This is a genomic window from Streptomyces sp. NPDC093064, assembly GCF_044754605.1.
Taxonomy (GTDB): domain Bacteria; phylum Actinomycetota; class Actinomycetes; order Streptomycetales; family Streptomycetaceae; genus Streptomyces.
The window spans coordinates 22,820-40,323 of sequence record NZ_JBIVPK010000059.1 but is presented as its reverse complement, the minus strand read 5'-3'; the positions used below and the strand labels follow the sequence as shown (position 1 = coordinate 40,323).

Below are 17,504 nucleotides of genomic sequence, written 5' to 3'. Positions count from 1 at the left end.
CCTCCCATGAGTCCGGTGAGGTGCTGATCCCGATGCGGGAAGGGGCGATCACCCCGGAGCACTTCCGTACCGAACTCGGCGACGTCATCACCGGCAGGGCTCCCGGGCGGCGTTCCGGGGGCGACGTCACGCTCTACAACTCGGTCGGGGTCGGCATCCAGGACGTGGTGGCGGCCCGACTCGTCGTCGACGCCGCCCGCCGCCAGGGCATCGGCACCGAAGTACACCTGTCCTGACCGGCTGAGGTCCGGCGAGAACCCACCCCCGCAGCGCGGCCGGCGCCGCGGGCGACCAAAAAGCCGAAAGAGAAAGGGCCAAGATGCGCATACTGATCGCCAATGTGAACACGACCGCCTCCATGACCGAGACGATCCGTGCACAGGCCGCGGCCTCTGCCTCGCCCGGTGTCGAGATCGTGGGGCTCACCCCGTCGTTCGGGCCGGAGTCGGTGGAGGGCAACTTCGAGAGCTACCTGGCCGCCGTCGCCGTGATGGACCGGATCGTCCGCTACGACGAGCCCTACGACGCGGTGATCCAGGCCGGGTACGGCGAGCACGGCCGGGAGGGCCTCCAGGAACTGCTGGACGTCCCGGTGGTGGACATCACCGAGGCGGCGGCGCAGGTGGCGATGCTGATCGGCCGCACGTACTCGGTCGTCACCACCCTGGACCGGGCCGTGCCGCAGATCCAGGACCGGCTGCTGCTCGCCGGGCTGAACGAGCGGTGCGCCTCGGTGCGGGCCTCCGGGCTGCCGGTGCTGGAGCTGGAGGCGGATCCGGCGCGCGCGGCCGACGCGATCGTGGCGGAGGCCCGCAGGGCCGTCGACGAGGACCGGGCGGAGGTGATCTGCCTGGGCTGCGGCGGTATGGCCGGGCTCGACCAGAAGATCAGTGCCGCCACGGGCGTTCCCGTCGTCGACGGCGTCGCCGCCGCGGTCACCCTCGCCGAAGGGCTCGTCCGGCTCGGCCTCAGCACCAGCAAGGTGCGCAGCTACGCACCGCCGAGGCCCAAGACCGTGACGGGCTGGCCGATCGTGCCGTAAAGAGGTCGCGGGGCGCCGTCCGAGTTCCGGACGTACGCGGCGGCGCGTTGCCGTGCCTGCCGGTGACCGTTCGCGCGCCGTCGTACGGTGTGGGCATGGCCCCTCCGCTTCCGGGTCCGCTTGCGCACCTGGCACCGCTGCTGAGCCACTACGGCTACTGGGCCGTCGGCGCGGTGGTCTTGGTGGAGGACTTCGGCGTCCCGGCCCCGGGCGAGACGATCCTGATCGCGGCCGGGGTGTATGCCGGGGCCGGGCAGCTCGACGTCGTGGCCGTGGCCCTGATCGCGTTCGCCGCGGCCGTCGTCGGGGACAACATCGGCTACCTCGTCGGCCATCTCGGCGGACGCCCCTTCGTGCACCGCTGGGGCCGGTACATCTTCCTGACGCCGGAGCGGTTCGCGGCGGCCGAGCGGTTCTTCGGCCGGCACGGCGGCAAGATCGTCGTGGTGGCCCGGTTCATCGAGGGACTGCGCCAGGCCAACGGCATCATCGCCGGCACCACGGGCATGCACTGGCTCCGCTTCCTCGCCTTCAACGCGCTCGGCGCGGCGCTGTGGGTGGGCCTGTGGGTGACCCTCGCCTACGCCGCGGGCAGGCACATCGGCACCGTCTACGACGAGATCCGCCGCTACGAGGTGTACGTGCTCGTGGCACTCGGGGTCCTCGTCGTCGCGCTGATCGTGCGGCACCTGCTGCGGCGCAGGCGACGCGAGGACTGACGACTTCACTCGCGCTGTCCACGAGGCACACCTGCCGGCCCCTGGACACACGTGCTCCCCACGGGCACGCGCGCTCACTACCGGCACCGGCGTTACGGATGCGGCCGTGGGCGTCAGCGGCCGTCCCGGCCCGTGGGCTCGTTCAGTGAGCCGGTGTCCCGCCCGCCGCCGTAGCGGCGCGGGGCCCGGTGTGCGTGCCGGTGGTGCGTCGCGACACCGGTCAGGAGGCTCGCGCCAAGGCAGAAGAGCAGGGCGAGGGCGAGACCGGCGCTGAAGACCTCGAGCGTGTTCATGGTGGCGATGTGGTTGCCGAGCACCGACACCGGGTACTGCGGGCCGCCGGACAGGTTGTCGGCGATGGCCAGGCCGGTGAAGGCGGCCGTCGCCGCGAGGAGGAGCAGGCCGATGAGCAGCATGGGAGTCATCTCCTCGAAGAGTCACTCATCGAAGCGGGTACCCAGCCCGTCGGCGACCAGCCCACGACCGACCAGCCCGGCACCAGCCGGTCCGCCACCGGCCAGGCGAACCGGCCGGCGTCCTCGGCTGCGACGGAACCCGAACCGGGACGCCGCACACCGCCGGAAGGCCTCCGGCGGTGTGTGTCCGGCGCCGGTGTGCGCCTCAGGCGGCCAGCACCTTCTCCAGGGAGGCGAGCGCCGAGCGCAGCTCCGCCTCGGTGATGGTCAGCGGCGGCGCCAGCCGGATCGTGGAGCCGTGGGTGTCCTTGACCAGGATGCCCTCGCGCATCAGGCGCTCGCTGATCTCCCGCCCGGTGCCGATCGCCGGATCCACGTCCACGCCCGCCCACAGGCCCCGTGAGCGGAAGCCGACGACACCCCGGCCGACCAGCTGGAGGAGCCCCTCGTGCAGTACCTTGCCCAGCTCCGCGGCCCGGAGCTGGAACTTGCCCGTCTCCAGGAGCCCGACCACCGCCGTGCCGACCGCCGCGGCCAACGGGTTGCCGCCGAACGTCGATCCGTGCTCACCGGGCCGCAGCACCCCGAGCACGTCCCGGGACCCGACGACCGCGGACACCGGCACGATGCCGCCGCCGAGGGCCTTGCCCAGCAGCAGGACGTCCGGGACGACGTCCTCGTGCTCGACGGCGAGGGTGCGCCCGGTGCGGCCGAGGCCCGACTGGATCTCGTCCGCGATGAACAGGCAGCCCGCCCGGCGGGTCAGCTCCCGTACGCCGGCGAGGTAGCCGTCGTCGGGGATGAGCACGCCGGCCTCGCCCTGGATCGGCTCGATCAGTACCGCCGCCGTCGTCTCGTCGATCGCGGCCTCCATGGCCGCCAGATCGTTGTACGGGACGATCTTGAAGCCCGGAGTGAACGGCCCGAAGCCCGACCGCGCCGTCTCGTCCGTCGAGAAGCTGACGATCGTCGTCGTGCGGCCGTGGAAGTTGTCCGCCGCGACCACGATCGTCGCCCGGTCGGCCGGGACGCCCTTGATCTCGTACGCCCACTTGCGGGCGACCTTGATGCCGCTCTCCACCGCCTCGGCGCCGGTGTTCATCGGCAGCACCATGTCCTGCCCCGTCAGCGCCGCCAGCCGCTCGGCGAACTCGGCGAGGCGGTCGTTGTGGAACGCCCGCGAGGTCAGGGTGAGCCGGTCGAGCTGGCGGTGGGCCGCCTCGGTCAGCACGGGGTGGCGGTGACCGAAGTTCAGCGCCGAGTAACCAGCCAGCATGTCGAGGTAGCGGCGCCCCTCGACGTCCTCCACCCAGGCGCCCTCGGCGCCGGCCACGACCACGGGCAGCGGGTGGTAGTTGTGCGCGAGGACCGGCTCCTCGGCCTGGATCAGCTCAGCGGAGGTACGGGTACGGGCAGGTGCGGTCATCAGCGGATCTCCTGGGTGCAGCACTTGATTCCGCCGCCGGCCTTGTGGAACTCGGACAGGTCGACGGGGACGGGGACGTAGCCGCGGTCGGCGAGCTGTTCGGCCAGGGCCGTGGCCCCGGGCGAGATGAAGACGTGGTGTCCGTCCGAGACGGAGTTCAGGCCGAAGGACATGGCGTCCTCGCGGGTGGCGATCAGCGCGTCCGGGTACAGCCTGGCGAGCACCTCGCGGCTGCCCGGCGAGAACGCGTCCGGGTAGTACGCGATGTTCCCCTCGCCCTCGTCGTCGAGGACGAACAGCGCCGTGTCCAGATGGTAGAAGTACGGGTCCACCAGGGTCAGGCCGATCACCGGGGCGCCGAGGAACTCCTGCGCCTCCCGATGGGCCTCACGGGTGGTGCGGAAGCCGGTGCCGGCGAGGATCCAGCGGCCGGCCGGAACGAAGTCGCCCTCGCCCTCGCACACCGCCTCGGGACGGTAGACGTCGAAGCCGGCCGACTTGAACCACGTGTCGTAGGGAAGGGACTCCGGACGGCGCTCCGGCGCGTGGAAGAGGGAGCCGAAGACGCGGCCGTCCACGACCACCGCCGCGTTGGCGGCGAAGACCATGTCGGGCAGGCCGGGCACGGGCTCCACGGTGTCGACGCTGTGGCCGTGGGCGCGGTAGACGCGCGTCAGCTCGTGCCACTGGGCCTGGGCCAGGGACACGTCCACGGGGACGTCGGGATGCATCCAGGGGTTGATCGCGTACTGCACGGCGAAGTGTCTGGGTTCGCAGACGAGGAAGCGCCGCCGGCGCGGCACACGGGTCTCGGGCACAGAGGGGTCCCTCCGCTTCCTGGGGGTCGACTGGGGTGACTCAAAGGTAGGAAGTGGCAAAGACGGACGACAAGAAACAAAAGCTGCGCGTTCAAGCAGGAATGCTGCGTGTGTCGACGGCTCAGCGCACGTCTGCTGCGTCCGGCGGAGCGGGCTGACTGGCGCCCGCCTCAGGACTGTCCGGCAGCAGGTGGGACAGCACCATCACGCTGATCGTCTTGCGGATGAACGGCTCGGTACGGATGCGTTCCAGCACCTCCTCGAAGTGCTCCACGTCCCGCGCCCGCACGTGCAGCAGCGCGTCCGCGCCGCCGGTCACCGTCATGGCCGCCGTGATCTCCGGATGGTGGCGCACCACCTCGGCCAGCCGCCGCGGCGGGGCCGCGCCCTCGCAGTACACCTCGACGTACGCCTCCGTGCGCCAGCCCAGCGCCGCCGGCTTCACCGTGGCCGTGAACCCGGTGATCACGTCGCTCTCGCGCAGCCGGTCCACGCGCCGCTTGACGGCCGTCGCGGACAGGCCGATGGCGGCGCCGATCTCGGCGAAACTGCTCCGTGCGTTCGCCATCAGAGCGGTGAGGATCTTCCGGTCGAGTTCGTCGAACGGGGCCTGCCTGCTGTTCATGGCGGCACTGTATCCAGCGCGGACGTTCGGTGCCCGGCACATGTCACAGCGTGCTTTTCGCCCCTACACTCCACGTTCATGCTGCGCGCCCTCGCCGTCGACGACGAACGCCCCTCGCTCGAGGAACTGCTGTACCTCCTGAACGCCGATCCCCGGATCGCCGGCGTGGAGGGCGCCGGTGACGCGACCGAGGCGTTGCGCCGCATCAACCGGGCGCTGGAGTCCGGCCCGGACGGACCCGACGCGATCGACGTCGTCTTCCTCGACATCCACATGCCGGGCCTCGACGGCCTCGACCTGGCCCGGCTCCTGAACGGGTTCGCCCAGCCGCCGCTGATCGTGTTCGTCACCGCCCACGAGGACTTCGCGGTGCAGGCCTTCGACCTCAAGGCCGTCGACTACGTGCTCAAGCCCGTCCGCACGGAACGCCTCGCCGAGGCCGTCCGCCGCGCCGCCCAACTACGCGGCGCCGCCCCGCGGATACCCGTCAGCGAGCCCGATCCCGACCATCTGCCCGTCGAACTCGGCGGTGTGACGCGGTTCGTGGCCGTCGAGGACATCACCCACGTCGAGGCGCACGGCGACTACGCCCGGCTGCACACCGGCAAGGGCAGCCACCTCGTGCGCATCCCGCTGTCCACCCTGGAGGAGCGCTGGCGCTCCCGCGGCTTCGTCCGCATCCACCGCCGGTACCTGGTGGCCCTGCGCCACATCGGTGAACTCCGCCTGGACGCGGGCACCGTGAGCGTCCTGGTCGGCACCGAGGAACTCCAGGTCAGCCGACGGCACGCGCGGGAACTGCGCGAGCTGCTGATACGCCGGACCGCGCGCTAGGGAGCCGTACGCCATGCCGCAGGACCCGACCGAACGCCGTGTCGTCGTCACCGGACCGCCCCGCCGCACGCGCCGGGCCCCGGTCCACTACCGTCCGCGCACGGAGATCGACGAGCAGACCACCCTCGGCCACACCTACGTCCGCTCCCTGATGCGCAGCCAACTACGGGCCGCCCTCACGGTGTTCGCGGTGCTCGTGCTCCTCGTCGGCCCGCTGCCGCTGGTGTTCGCCGCCGCCCCCGACGCCCGCCGGCTGAAGTGGGCGGTCCTCGGCTTCGGCCTCTACGCCCCCCTGGTGCTGCTCGCCCGCTGGTACGTGCGCCGCGCCGAGCGCAACGAACGCGACTTCGTACGGCTCGTCGGAGACCGCTGAACGCCGTGAACTCCGCCTACACCGTCCCCGCCGTCGCCCTCGTCGTGGTGGCCACCATCCTCGTCGGCGCCTTCGGCCTGCGCATCTCCCGCACCACCTCCGACTTCTACGTCGCCTCCCGCACCGTGGGCCCGCGCCTGAACGCGGCCGCCATCAGCGGGGAGTACCTCTCCGCGGCCTCGTTCCTGGGCATAGCCGGACTGGTCCTCGTCCAGGGCGCCGACATGCTGTGGTACCCGGTCGGCTACACGGCCGGCTACCTGGTCCTCCTCCTCTTCGTCGCCGCCCCGCTGCGCCGGTCCGGGGCCTACACGCTGCCCGACTTCGCCGAGGCCCGGCTCGCCTCCCAGGGCGTGCGGCGGCTCGCGGGCGCCTTCGTCGTCGGCGTCGGCTGGCTGTACCTGCTGCCGCAGCTCCAGGGAGCCGGACTCACCCTGGCGGTACTGACCGGGGCGCCCGCCGCGCTCGGCGCAGTGATCGTCTCCGTCGTCGTGGTGGCCATCGTCGCCGCGGGCGGGATGCGCAGCATCACCTTCGTCCAGGCCTTCCAGTACTGGCTGAAACTGACCGCACTGCTCGTCCCCGCCCTCTTCCTCGTCCTCGCCTGGCAGGGCGACGGGGCACCACACCGCGCCTACGACGAGCCGGCCGCCTTCCGCGATCAGCGCACCGTACGCGTCGCGGAAACCCTGGACCTCAGGCTGGAGCGCCCGCTCACCGTCACCGTGACCGGCACCGTCGACGGCCGTGCCCACCACGAGCGGCGGGTGAGCCTGTCGGCCGGGACGCACCGCGTCGAGGGCGGCACCCGGCTCACCTTCGCCCGGGGCGCCGCAGTCCCGGTGGCCGAACGCGGCGGCAGCGGCGGCATGTCCACCTCACTGGCCGCGGGCCGTGAGGAACGCCCGCTGTACGCCACCTACGGGCTGATCCTCGCCACCTTCCTCGGCACCATGGGCCTGCCGCACGTCGTCGTCCGCTTCTACACGAGCCCGCACGGCGTGGCCGCCCGCCGCACCACGGTGGCCGTGCTCGGCCTGATCGGCGCCTTCTACCTGCTGCCCCCGGTGTACGGCGCCCTGGGCCGCATCTACGCCCCCGAACTCACCCTCACCGGGAGCGCGGACGCCGCCGTGCTGCTGCTGCCCGACCGGGTGATCGGCGGCCTCGGCGGGGACCTGCTGGGCGCGCTGGTCGCGGGCGGCGCGTTCGCGGCGTTCCTGTCGACCGCCTCCGGCCTGACCATGGCGGTGGCCGGGGTGCTCACCCAGGACGTGCTGCCCTCGCGCGGCGTACGCCACTTCCGGCTCGGCACGGTGCTCGCCATGGCCGTACCGCTCGCGGCGAGCGTCCTGGTCGGCGGGCTGCCCGTCGCCGACGCCGTCGGGCTCGCCTTCGCGGTGTCCGCCTCCTCCTTCTGCCCGCTGCTCGTCCTCGGCATCTGGTGGCGGCGGCTCACTCCGCCCGGCGCGGCCGCCGGGATGCTGGCGGGCGGCGGCGCCGCGCTCGTCGCCGTCGCCGTGACCATGGCCGGCTTCCCGGGCACCGGGCCGCTGCACGCGCTGCTCGCCTGGCCCGCCCTGTGGTCGGTGCCGCTGGGCTTCCTCACGATGATGCTGGTCTCCCTGGCCACGCCCGGCCGGGTGCCGGCCGGCACCGCGGCCGTCCTGGCCCGGTTCCACCTGCCGGAGCAGCTGCGGGCGGAGGTGAAGGCATGAGCGGCTTCCTCGCCGGGCTGTGCGTGGCCGTGCTGCCGCTGCTCGCCGCCGGGTACTGGCTCGGCCGGCGCACCGCCCGCCCGCAGACCCTCGGCGGGCTCGGCACCCCCGTGGAGCACGCCACCTTCCAGACCCTGCACGCGGCCTCGCTCGCGGCACCCCCGCTGCGGGCCGGGCTGACGGAGGAGACCGCCCGAAAGTCGGCCCGCCGGCTGCGCTCCCTGCTCGGCACCGACGCCCTGTGCCTCACGGACGAGGCGCGCGTCCTCGCCTGGGACGGTGTGGGCGGCCACCACCGCACCGAGATCATGGAACGCCTCGCCGGGCCCCTGGAGACCGGCCGCGGCGAGGCCTTCCAGCTCACCTGCCGGACCCCGGACTGCCCCGTGCGCTGGGCCGTCGTCACCCCGCTCACCGTCGACGACCGCGTCCATGGCGCCCTCGTCGCCTGCGCGCCCCGCGAGTCGGCCGTGCTGGCCCGCGCCGCGGCCGAGGTCGCCCGCTGGGTCTCCGTGCAACTGGAGCTCGCGGACCTCGACCGGTCCCGCACCCGGCTCATCGAGGCCGAGATCAAGGCCCTGCGCGCGCAGATCTCCCCGCACTTCATCTTCAACTCGCTCGCGGTGATCGCCTCGTTCGTCCGCACCGACCCCGAGCGGGCGCGGGACCTGCTGCTGGAGTTCGCCGACTTCACCCGCTACTCGTTCCGCAGGCACGGCGACTTCACCACGCTCGCCGACGAACTCCACGCCATCGAGCACTACCTGGCGCTCGTACGGGCCCGCTTCGGCGACCGCCTGTCGGTCACCCTCCAGATCGCGCCCGAGGTGCTTCCCATCGCCCTGCCGTTCCTGTGCCTGCAACCGCTGGTGGAGAACGCCGTCAAGCACGGCCTCGAGGGCAAGACCGGTACCTGCCACATCAGGATCACCGCGCGCGACGAGGGCGCCGAGGCGGTGGTCGTCATCGAGGACGACGGCGCCGGCATGGACCCCGGCCTGCTGCGCCGCATCCTCGCGGGTGAGGACAGCCCCTCCGGCGGCATCGGCCTGTCCAACGTCGACGACCGGCTCCGGCAGGTCTACGGCGACGACCACGGACTGGTCATCGAGACCGCGCAGGGCGCGGGCATGAAGATCAGCGCCCGGCTGCCGAAGTACCAGCCGGGCGTCCACTCGGCGACGCGGCTCACCGGGGAGTGACCCTCCTCAGGTGCCGCGGGTGACGACCATGCCCAGTGTGACGAGGCCCAGCACGACCCAGCCGAACCACAGCCAGCCGTTGCCGCCGAGCGCCACCGTGTAGGCCGTCACCGCGACGAGCGCGCCGACGGTGACCACCCCCATCGCCTTCGTGGAACCGTCCGTGGAACCGTGCATCGCGGCACCCTCCTCATGGTCCGTAACCTCCATGGTGCCCCGGTTCGGCCCATCGGCATCCCTCCACAACAAGCCGCTTCCATCCTCACCCCCACGACAAGGCAGCGCCCCGGGCCGGGTAACCCGGGCCCGGCAGCGCCGGGGGGCCGTGCGACGACGGTCGGTCGCGGGGCACCGGCGGGGCCGCAGGGAGGCGATGCGGGATGGCCGGCCGGGAGCGATGGGCCCGACGGGGGACCGCCGCGGGCGACGGCGGCGAGCGGTGCTCTCGCGGCTGATGGTCCGCTGCGCCGGGTGGCGGGCCGGATGGGGGTACCGGCCCGCGCCGCTGGGCCGTGTGGACGCGAACGGTCCGGGGGCGCGGCAGCGATGCCGCGCCCCCGGACCGTCCGGATGCGGATGGGCTCAGTTGCCCCGTGCGTTCAGGGACGCCAGGTACGCGTTGTACGCCTCGAGTTCCTTGTCGCCGTCGCGGTCCGCGGCGCGGTCCTTGCGGCGGGCCTGGCGCTGTTCGGATTTGTACCACTGGAAGAGCAGGGCGAGCAGTACCAGGACCGAGGGGATCTCACTGAACGCCCAGGCGATGCCGCCGGCCGCGTTCTGGTCGGTCAGGGCGTCGATGCCGAGCGAGGCGGGCGGGTTCACGAAGGTGTCGACCATGGGCGTGGTCGCCATCATCAGCGCGATGCCGAAGAACGCGTGGAACGGCATGCCCGCGAACAGCTCCAGCATCCGCATCAGGTGACCCGGCCGGTTCGGGCCCGGGTCCACGCCCATGATCGGCCAGAAGAACACCAGGCCCACCGCGAGGAAGTGCACCATCATCGCGATGTGCCCGGCCCTCGAGCCCATCAGGAAGTCGAAGAGCGGAGTGAAGTACAGGGCGTACAGGCTCGCGACGAACATCGGGATGGTGAAGGCGGGGTGCGTGACGACCCGCAGGTACCGGCTGTGCAGCAGGGCCAGCAGCAGCTCACGCGGCCCCTTGCGGCCCCTCCCGGCCACCGGCAGCGCGCGCAGCGCCAGCGTGATCGGGCCGCCGAGCAGGATCAGGATCGGCGACAGCATGCTGATGATCATGTGCTGGACCATGTGCACGCTGAACATGACCATGCCGTAGTCGTTCAGCTTGGTGCACATCACCAGGGCCACGGTCAGCACACCGATGACGTACGCCACCGTCCGGCCCACCGGCCAGGCGTCGCCGCGCCGCCGCAGCCGCACCACACCCCAGCCGTACAGGCCGAGCCCCAGCAGGCAGGCGACGAGGAAGAACGGGTCCGCGGACCACTCGAGACCGCGTCCCAGCGTGAACGGCGGCAGATCGTACATCATGCCGTGCCCGCTGTGATCCATCCGCCGGCTCCTGATTCGTGGGGATTGTGCGCTGTCTGTCCACAGCTGTCTGTCCGCACCCAGAGTAGAACCGCCCCCGGCCGCGTCTGCGACCGGGGGCGGTGGGGACGAGCGGCGTGTTCTACAGCACGCACTCCGCCTCGGCGTACCGCTCCGCGGGGACCGTCTTGAGGGTCGCCACCGCCTCGGCCAGGGACACCATCACGATGTCCGTGCCGCGCAGCGCCGTCATCCGGCCGAACTCCCCGCGGTGCACCGCCTCCACGGCGTGCCAGCCGAACCGGGTGGCCAGCACCCGGTCGTACGCCGTCGGCGTGCCGCCGCGCTGGACGTGCCCGAGGATCACCGGCCGGGCCTCCTTGCCGAGCCGCTGCTCCAGTTCGAGGGAGAGCTGCCGGGCGACGCCGGCGAACCGCTCGTGGCCGTAGACGTCCTTGCCGCCCTCGTCGAAGTCCATGGTGCCCGCACGGGGCTTGGCGCCCTCCGCGGCCACGACGATCGCGAACCGCTTGCCCGCCGCGAAACGCTCGCCGACCTTCGCCGCCAACTCCTCGATGTCGAAGGGTCGTTCGGGGACGACGATGGCGTGGGCGCCGGCCGCCATGCCGGACTGGAGCGCGATCCAGCCGGTGTGACGGCCCATGACCTCCACGATCAGCACCCGCTGGTGGGACTCGGCGGTGGTCTTCAGCCGGTCCAGGGCCTCGGTGGCGACGGTCACGGCGGTGTCGAAGCCGAAGGTGAGGTCCGTGACCGCGATGTCGTTGTCGATGGTCTTGGGCACGCCGACGATCGGCAGGCCGTTGTCCGACAGCAGCCGGGCCGCCTTGAGCGTGCCCTCACCGCCGATCGGGATGATCGCGTCGAGCCCCAGCTCCTCGACATGGCCCTTGGCCCGCTGCACGCCGTCCCGCAGGTGCTCGGGACGGACCCGGGAGGAGCCGAGGATGGTCCCGCCGCGGGCGAGGATGCCGCTCACCGCGTCGAGATCGAGCTTGAGGTAGTCGCACTCCAGGAGGCCCTTCCAGCCGTCGCGGAAGCCGATGACCTCGTCGCCGTGGTCGACGACGGCACGGTGCACGACGGACCGGATGACGGCGTTCAGGCCGGGACAGTCGCCGCCGGAGGTGAGGACGCCAATGCGCATAGCCCGGATAACCTTCTCAACGTGGGCGCGGGGACCGGACCACACTGTCCGGTCGGTCCCCGCCACCCTAGCGGCACCGGGCGGTCGGGCCGAACCGTGCGTCCGCCTGCTGGACGGGCCCGCTCACCTGTGCGGACACCGTGTCAGACGGGCTCCCGCCGGGGCCGTCCAGGCGGGCTGCCGCGGGCCTGTTCCGGCTACGCGCCGACGCGCGCAGCCGGTCCTGAGCGGGCTGCTGCGCAGCTGTCACTACGCAGGCTGCTGCGCAGCTGTCACTACGCAGGCTGCTGCGCAGCTGTCACTACGCAGGCTGCTGCGCAGCCGCGATGCGCTCGTTGCGCAGTGCCTCGTACCAGTGGTCCTCGATCGGCGGCAGCGCGTTGACGTCGAGCGCAAGCTTCAGCAGCAGGTCCGCGATCAGCGGGTTGCGGGCCAGCACCGGCCCGTGCATGTACGTGCCGAAGACGGTGTCGTTGTACGCGCCCTCCGTGCCGTCTCCCGTGCCGTTGCCCCTGCCCAGGCGGACCTGGGCGAGCGGGCGGGCGGTGGGGCCGAGGTGGGTGACGCCCTGGTGGTTCTCGAACCCGGTCAGCTGGGGCAGGCCGAGCCGCGGGTCGACGTCGCCGAGCACGTCGCCGACGCACCGCTCGCCCTCACCGCGCACCGACACGACGTCGAGCAGGCCGAGCCCCGGCTCACGCTGCCCGAGGTCGTTGACGAACTCGTGGCCGAGGATCTGGTACCCGGCGCAGACGGAGAAGACGATCGCGCCGTTCTCCGCCGCCCTGTGCAGACCGCCGTCGCGACGCAGCCGCTCCGCCGCCAGCCGCTGCGGCCGGTCCTCGCCGCCGCCGATCAGGTAGATGTCGCCGGAGGTCGGGATCGGCTGGTCGCTGCGCACGTCGAGACGGGCCACGTCCAGGCCGCGCTGGCGGGCCCGGCGCTCCACCACGAGGACGTTGCCCTGGTCGCCGTAGGTGCTCAGCAGGTCCGGGTAGATCCACACCAGCCGCAGTTGGTTGTCGCTCATGAAGTGGTCGTCCTTTGTGGTCAGTTGCCGACGCGGCGGCGCAGGTCCTGGAACGCGGTGTAGTTGGCGATGACCTCGATCCGGCCGGACGGGGCCTGCTGCACGGCCTGGTCCAGGCTGTCGCAGACCTGGAACTGCTGGCCCGCCACCTCCAGGCGCACCGCGAGGTCCAGCTTCCGGTCCCCGAGCACGAACAGCGGGTGGCCGGTCAGGCGCGTGTAGTCGACATCCCACAGCCAGGACGTGTCGGTGCCGTCGGCGCTGCGCGCGTTGACCGACAGGATGACCGGGGTGGGCGGCGGATCGATCAGGGAGAAGGTCTCCAGCCAGCCGGCCGGGTTCTTCGCCAGCAGCAGGCGCAGGTCGCGGCCCTGGAACTGGACGACGTCGTAGCGGCCGGCGACCGCCTGCACCTGGTACATCCGCTCAAGGGCGACCTGCGGCGGCACCCCGAAGACGGCGGCGACGGCCGCGGACGAGGCGGCGTTGGCCTTGTTGGCGCGGCCCGGCAGCTGAAGGTGGATCGGCCAGGCCGAGCCGTGCGGGTCGAGGACGTGGTCGCCGGACAGGGCCCAGCTGGGGGTGGGCCGGCGGAAGCCGCACTCGCCGCAGTACCAGTCGTCGCCCGGACGCTGCATCACTCCGCCGCAGGAGGGGCAGGACCAGGCGTCGTCCTTCCACATCTGCCCGGCGGCCACCCAGATCACGTTGGGGGACGAGGACGCGGCCCATACCACCAGCGGGTCGTCGCAGTTGGCGACGAGCACGGCCTTGGAGCCGCTGAGCGCCTCGCGCCAGTTCTCGGCGAGCATCCGGGTCTCGCCGGCCCGGTCGAGCTGGTCGCGGGAGAGGTTGAGCAGCGCGATGCACTTGGGAGCGGTGTCCCGGGCCACGCCCGCGAGGTACTTCTCGTCGACCTCTATCACGCCGAACTTCGCGTCCGAGCCGCCGGCGAGCGCCGAGGTGATGCCCGCGGGCATGTTCGCGCCGAGCGCGTTGGAGACGACCGGCCCCGCGGCCCGCAGCGCCTCGGCGATGAGCCGGGTGGTCGTCGTCTTGCCGTTGGTCGCCGAGACCAGGATCACGTCCAGGTGCGTGGCGAGCCGGGCGAGCAGATCGGGGTCGAGCTTGAGGGCCACCCGACCGCCGATCACCGAACCGCTGCCGCGTCCCGCGGCACGCGATGCCGCAGCGACCGCCTTGCCCGCAGTCACGGCCAGCTTGGCCCGCGGCGTGAGCGGGTCCGAGTTGCCTGCCATCAGTTCTCGATCCTCCTTGCGTACGCGCCGCGCCCTGAGCCATCCGGCAACGTGGTGTGGACCTCAGCCTATCGAGATCCGTTGAGCTCCCGAATCCCGGCCCATGCCAGCGCGGCAGGCAGGGGCACATGGAACCGTACCCTTGCCGCCATGCGACATGGCTCGATCCCGGGCGCCCGCGGGCGCGTCCAGCCCCTTTCCCTGCTCGGCAGCCCCGTTCTGCACGCCCCCTGCGAGGAGGTCACCGACTTCGGTCCCGAACTGTTCCAGGTGGTGGAGGACTTGTTCGCGACGATGTACGCGGCGCGCGGCGTGGGCCTCGCCGCGAACCAGATCGGGCTGCCGCTGCGCGTCTTCGTGTACGACTGCCCGGACGACGAGGACGTGCGCCACCTCGGCCATGTGGTCAACCCGCGGCTGGTGGAGGCGGACGGAGTGGAGATCCGCGGGCCGGAGGGCTGCCTGTCCCTGCCGGGCCTGGAGGCGGGGACGGAGCGCTACGACCACGCGGTGGTCGAGGGCTTTTCGGTGACCGGGGAGCCGGTCACCGTGCACGGGACGGGTTTCTTCGCGCGCTGCCTCCAGCACGAGTGCGACCACCTCGACGGCCGGGTGTACGCCGACCGCCTCTCGGGATGGCGGCGCAGCCGGCTGCTGAGGCAGGCCGCCCGGGCGCCGTGGGGGCGGTGAACCTCCGTGCGGCCGCGGGTCGTCGGCGGCCGGCTGCGCCCCGCGGCTGAGCCGCACGGTGATGAGCGCCGTGCCCGCGGGCGGGGCTCAGAACCCGGGGCCGCCCATCTTGTCGCCCACCGCCGCCAGCCGTCCCCACAGGAGGTCCGCCAGGCTGCGCACCAGTTCCGCCCGCGAACACGGCCGTTCGCCCAGCCACCAGTCGCCGGCCGCGTGCATCATGCCGACGATGCCGTGGCCCCACACACGGGCCAGTTGCTGCCCGGCCGGACCCAGGTCGAGCCGCTCCTCGATGACCCGGGCCAGCTCCTCGCCCATGCGGCGCAGCAGCGGGGCGGAGTGCTTGCCGACGTCGAAGCCCTGGTCGGTGCCCTGGCCACCCTCCGCCGGATGCATCAGGAAGCGGTAGACCTGCGGACGGGCCTCGATGGCCGCGAGGTAGGTGTCCAGCGTCGACTCCACGCGCTCCCGCCGGTCCGCGGGGGCGTCCAGCGCGGCCCGCAGGGAGCCGAGCAGGGCGTCGGTGTGCCGCTGGGCGAGGGCGGCGTACAGCCCTCCCTTGTCGCCGAAGTGGCGGTAGAGGATCGGCTTGGTGATGCCGGCCTCGGCGGCGATGGCGTTCATCGACGCGTGCGGGCCGTCGCGCAGCACCACCCGGTCGGCGGCCTCCAGCAGCTCGCGCCGTCGGCGGTCGGCGGACCGCTGCTGATCGGTCCGCTGCGTGGTGTCCATGAGATCTCCCCACCCGTGCTGGTTCGGTGACGCCTGCGCAAAGTAACACTGACGAGGTCGGATACCTCGAACGGGCTGCCGGGGGATGATCGGGAGTTGACTTTTTCTACTGACCGGTAACATAGTACCGTTACCGCAAGTAACACGCAGGTGCGCCGCTGGAGGGGACATGGCCGAGTTCACCATGGAGCTCAACGACGAGCAGAAGGAGGTCCGGGACTGGCTGCACGGCTTCGCGGCCGATGTGATGCGCCCGGCCGCCGCCGAATGGGACGAGCGCGAGGAGACCCCCTGGCCGGTTATCCAGGAGGCGGCCAAGGTCGGCATCTACTCCCTCGACTTCTACGCCCAGCAGTACTTCGACGCCACCGGGCTCGGCATTCCGATGGCCATGGAGGAGCTGTTCTGGGGCGACGCCGGCATCGCCCTGTCCATCGTCGGCACCGGCCTCGCCGCCGTGGGCGTCCTCGCAAACGGCACCGAGGAGCAGATCGGCACCTGGATCCCGCAGATGTACGGCGACCCGAGCGACGTGAAGGTCGCCGCCTTCTGCTCCTCCGAGCCCGACGCCGGCTCCGACGTGGCCTCGATGCGCACCCGCGCGGTGTACGACGAGGCCAAGGACGAATGGGTGATCAACGGCACCAAGACCTGGGCTACCAACGGCGGCATCGCCAACGTGCACGTGGTCGTCGCCTCCGTCGACCCCGAACTCGGCTCCAAGGGCCACGCCTCCTTCATCGTTCCGCCGGGCACACCGGGACTGACGCAGGGCCAGAAGTTCAAGAAGCACGGCATCCGCGCCTCGCACACCGCCGAGGTGGTCCTGGACGGCGTACGCGTCCCCGGGTCCTGCCTGCTCGGCGGCAAGGAGAAGCTCGACGAGCGGCTCGCCCGCGCCCGGGAGAAGGCCCGGAAGGGCGGTGTGGGGGTCCCCCCGGCCGGAGGCTGGGGGAGGGTGAAGAACGCGGCGATGGCCACGTTCGAGGCGTCCCGCCCCGCCGTCGGCGCCATGGCGGTCGGCACCGCCCGGGCCGCCTACGAGGTCGCCCTGGACTACGCCAGGACGCGGGAGCAGTTCGGCAGGCCGATCATCGACAACCAGGGCGTCGCCTTCCAGCTCGCCGACATGCGCACGCAGATCGACGCCGCCCGGCTGCTGGTCTGGCGGGCCTCGTGGATGGCGGTCAACGGCAGGCCGTTCGAGGCCGCCGAGGGCTCGATGTCCAAGCTGTTCGCCAGCGAGACCGCGAAGAAGGTCACGGCCCAGGCCATCCAGATCCTCGGCGGCAACGGCTACACCCGGGAGTATCCGGTGGAGCGGATGCACCGTGACGCGGCGATCTACACCATCTTCGAAGGGACCAGCGAGATCCAGCGGCTGGTGATCTCCCGCACGATCTCGGGCATGCCGATCCGCTAGCGGTGCCGCAGCGGAGTCAGTTGGTCGATGTCATAGCGCCTTCTGAGGGCCTCGATCGCCGTGTGGTCCGGCGGGCCCCCGTTGCCCAGGATCTCCAGCAGTTCCTCGAAGTACCGCTCGTGGTCCGGCGGTGGGGACGCCTGGAAGAACATCTTGGCGGGGGTGTCGGTGGGGTTGGCGAAGGCGTGCGGGCAGCCCGGCGGGACGACGATGACCGTGCCCGGGGTCGCCCGCACCACGCGGTTGCCGGAGTGGGACTCCCACCGCTGCCAGTGGTCGGGGGTCCGGATCCGCGGCTCGAAGGCGAGCACGTCCAGCTCGCCCTCGAGCACGTAGAACAACTCCTCGCTGCGGGTGTGCACATGGGCGCCGACGTCGAAACCCGGCGGGACCTCCACCTCGAAGGTGGAGGCCGTCCGCGAGTGCGAGCCGGTCACCTTGAACGTCACGCGCTGGGCCGGCGCCTCGACGACGCGGCCCTGGCCCGGCGGTACGAGCAGTCCTTCCGTGCTCATCG

Annotated in this window: 19 protein-coding genes and 1 pseudogene; 9 read left to right on the top strand and 11 right to left on the bottom strand. The window is 72.0% G+C overall.

Annotated features, from left to right (window positions below; all coding sequences use genetic code 11):
* The 3 genes and pseudogenes from ACIQFZ_RS37790 to ACIQFZ_RS37780 all read left to right on the top strand — a co-directional run.
* A pseudogene (locus tag ACIQFZ_RS37790) lies at nt 1–236 on the top strand (ornithine cyclodeaminase family protein); the annotation flags it as partial.
* Between the two features lie 83 nt (nt 237–319).
* Nucleotides 320–1,042 (top strand): aspartate/glutamate racemase family protein, encoded by a 723-nt coding sequence (locus ACIQFZ_RS37785; protein ID WP_383063487.1) that lies wholly within the window; start codon nt 320–322, stop codon nt 1,040–1,042.
* 95 nt (nt 1,043–1,137) lie between these two features.
* Nucleotides 1,138–1,761 carry a DedA family protein gene (locus tag ACIQFZ_RS37780; RefSeq protein WP_376546401.1) on the top strand — a complete coding sequence of 208 codons (624 nt, stop codon included), beginning with the start codon at nt 1,138–1,140 and terminating at the stop codon, nt 1,759–1,761.
* A gap of 113 nt (nt 1,762–1,874) precedes the next feature.
* Here ACIQFZ_RS37780 and ACIQFZ_RS37775 read toward each other — a convergent pair whose 3' ends face one another.
* The 4 genes from ACIQFZ_RS37775 to ACIQFZ_RS37760 all read right to left on the bottom strand — a co-directional run bounded on the left by ACIQFZ_RS37775 (nt 1,875) and on the right by ACIQFZ_RS37760 (nt 5,046).
* A complete protein-coding gene (locus ACIQFZ_RS37775) occupies nt 1,875–2,177 on the bottom strand; it encodes a hypothetical protein (RefSeq protein ID WP_402693365.1) in 303 nt (100 codons plus the stop codon).
* Nucleotides 2,178–2,382: 205 nt separating this feature from the next.
* Nucleotides 2,383–3,603, bottom strand: coding sequence for an ornithine--oxo-acid transaminase (gene rocD, locus ACIQFZ_RS37770; protein ID WP_402693364.1), 1,221 nt, complete (start codon nt 3,601–3,603; stop codon nt 2,383–2,385).
* Nucleotides 3,603–4,421 carry a dimethylargininase gene (gene ddaH, locus ACIQFZ_RS37765; protein WP_402693363.1) on the bottom strand — a complete coding sequence of 273 codons (819 nt, stop codon included), beginning with the start codon at nt 4,419–4,421 and terminating at the stop codon, nt 3,603–3,605. The genes rocD and ddaH overlap by 1 nt, the downstream gene beginning before the upstream one ends.
* A 121-nt stretch (nt 4,422–4,542) precedes the next feature.
* Nucleotides 4,543–5,046 (bottom strand): Lrp/AsnC family transcriptional regulator, encoded by a 504-nt coding sequence (locus tag ACIQFZ_RS37760; RefSeq protein WP_361414694.1) that lies wholly within the window; start codon nt 5,044–5,046, stop codon nt 4,543–4,545.
* Between the two features lie 78 nt (nt 5,047–5,124).
* Here ACIQFZ_RS37760 and ACIQFZ_RS37755 point away from each other — a divergent pair, with 78 nt between their 5' ends.
* Genes ACIQFZ_RS37755 through ACIQFZ_RS37740 form a run of 4 tightly spaced genes read left to right on the top strand, consistent with a single transcriptional unit; the run spans nt 5,125 to nt 9,173 of the window.
* The gene (locus ACIQFZ_RS37755) at nt 5,125–5,880 is read left to right on the top strand and encodes a LytTR family DNA-binding domain-containing protein (RefSeq protein WP_365429548.1); all 756 of its coding nucleotides are present in this window, start codon (nt 5,125–5,127) and stop codon (nt 5,878–5,880) included.
* Between the two features lie 13 nt (nt 5,881–5,893).
* On the top strand, nt 5,894–6,253 hold the full coding sequence (locus ACIQFZ_RS37750; protein ID WP_361414690.1) for a hypothetical protein: 360 nt from the start codon (nt 5,894–5,896) through the stop codon (nt 6,251–6,253).
* Between the two features lie 5 nt (nt 6,254–6,258).
* Entirely contained in the window at nt 6,259–7,971 is a 1,713-nt protein-coding gene (locus tag ACIQFZ_RS37745) for a cation acetate symporter (RefSeq protein WP_383063496.1), read from the top strand.
* Nucleotides 7,968–9,173, top strand: a complete 1,206-nt coding sequence (locus ACIQFZ_RS37740) for a histidine kinase (RefSeq protein ID WP_365779378.1) — start codon at nt 7,968–7,970, stop codon at nt 9,171–9,173. Before ACIQFZ_RS37745 ends, ACIQFZ_RS37740 begins: the two co-directional genes overlap by 4 nt.
* A 6-nt stretch (nt 9,174–9,179) precedes the next feature.
* Here ACIQFZ_RS37740 and ACIQFZ_RS37735 read toward each other — a convergent pair whose 3' ends face one another.
* From ACIQFZ_RS37735 to ACIQFZ_RS37715, 5 genes are all read right to left on the bottom strand, one after another.
* Entirely contained in the window at nt 9,180–9,350 is a 171-nt protein-coding gene (locus ACIQFZ_RS37735; protein ID WP_365429539.1) for a hypothetical protein, read from the bottom strand.
* 405 nt (nt 9,351–9,755) lie between these two features.
* Nucleotides 9,756–10,706, bottom strand: coding sequence for a cytochrome c oxidase assembly protein (locus ACIQFZ_RS37730; RefSeq protein WP_402693362.1), 951 nt, complete (start codon nt 10,704–10,706; stop codon nt 9,756–9,758).
* Between the two features lie 121 nt (nt 10,707–10,827).
* The gene (locus ACIQFZ_RS37725; RefSeq protein WP_361414681.1) at nt 10,828–11,853 is read right to left on the bottom strand and encodes a 6-phosphofructokinase; all 1,026 of its coding nucleotides are present in this window, start codon (nt 11,851–11,853) and stop codon (nt 10,828–10,830) included.
* 301 nt (nt 11,854–12,154) lie between these two features.
* Nucleotides 12,155–12,883 carry a glutamine amidotransferase gene (locus tag ACIQFZ_RS37720; RefSeq protein ID WP_361414679.1) on the bottom strand — a complete coding sequence of 243 codons (729 nt, stop codon included), beginning with the start codon at nt 12,881–12,883 and terminating at the stop codon, nt 12,155–12,157.
* A gap of 20 nt (nt 12,884–12,903) precedes the next feature.
* Nucleotides 12,904–14,142 (bottom strand): MurT ligase domain-containing protein, encoded by a 1,239-nt coding sequence (locus ACIQFZ_RS37715; protein ID WP_365421853.1) that lies wholly within the window; start codon nt 14,140–14,142, stop codon nt 12,904–12,906.
* A gap of 150 nt (nt 14,143–14,292) precedes the next feature.
* Here ACIQFZ_RS37715 and def point away from each other — a divergent pair, with 150 nt between their 5' ends.
* Complete coding sequence (gene def, locus ACIQFZ_RS37710) at nt 14,293–14,832, top strand: peptide deformylase (protein ID WP_365421850.1); 540 nt, start codon at nt 14,293–14,295, stop codon at nt 14,830–14,832.
* Between the two features lie 87 nt (nt 14,833–14,919).
* On the opposite strand, the gene ACIQFZ_RS37705 is transcribed toward def, so the two are convergent.
* Nucleotides 14,920–15,564 (bottom strand): TetR family transcriptional regulator, encoded by a 645-nt coding sequence (locus tag ACIQFZ_RS37705; protein WP_361414673.1) that lies wholly within the window; start codon nt 15,562–15,564, stop codon nt 14,920–14,922.
* 169 nt (nt 15,565–15,733) lie between these two features.
* On the opposite strand from ACIQFZ_RS37705, the gene ACIQFZ_RS37700 reads away from it, so the two are divergent.
* Nucleotides 15,734–16,987: an acyl-CoA dehydrogenase family protein gene (locus ACIQFZ_RS37700; protein WP_365421847.1), complete on the top strand. Its 1,254-nt coding sequence runs from the start codon at nt 15,734–15,736 to the stop codon at nt 16,985–16,987.
* Here the strand turns inward: ACIQFZ_RS37700 and ACIQFZ_RS37695 are convergent.
* Nucleotides 16,984–17,502 (bottom strand): cupin domain-containing protein, encoded by a 519-nt coding sequence (locus tag ACIQFZ_RS37695; RefSeq protein WP_361414669.1) that lies wholly within the window; start codon nt 17,500–17,502, stop codon nt 16,984–16,986. The two genes, ACIQFZ_RS37700 and ACIQFZ_RS37695, sit on opposite strands and share 4 nt — an antisense overlap.
* Between the last annotated feature and the right edge of the window lie 2 nt (nt 17,503–17,504).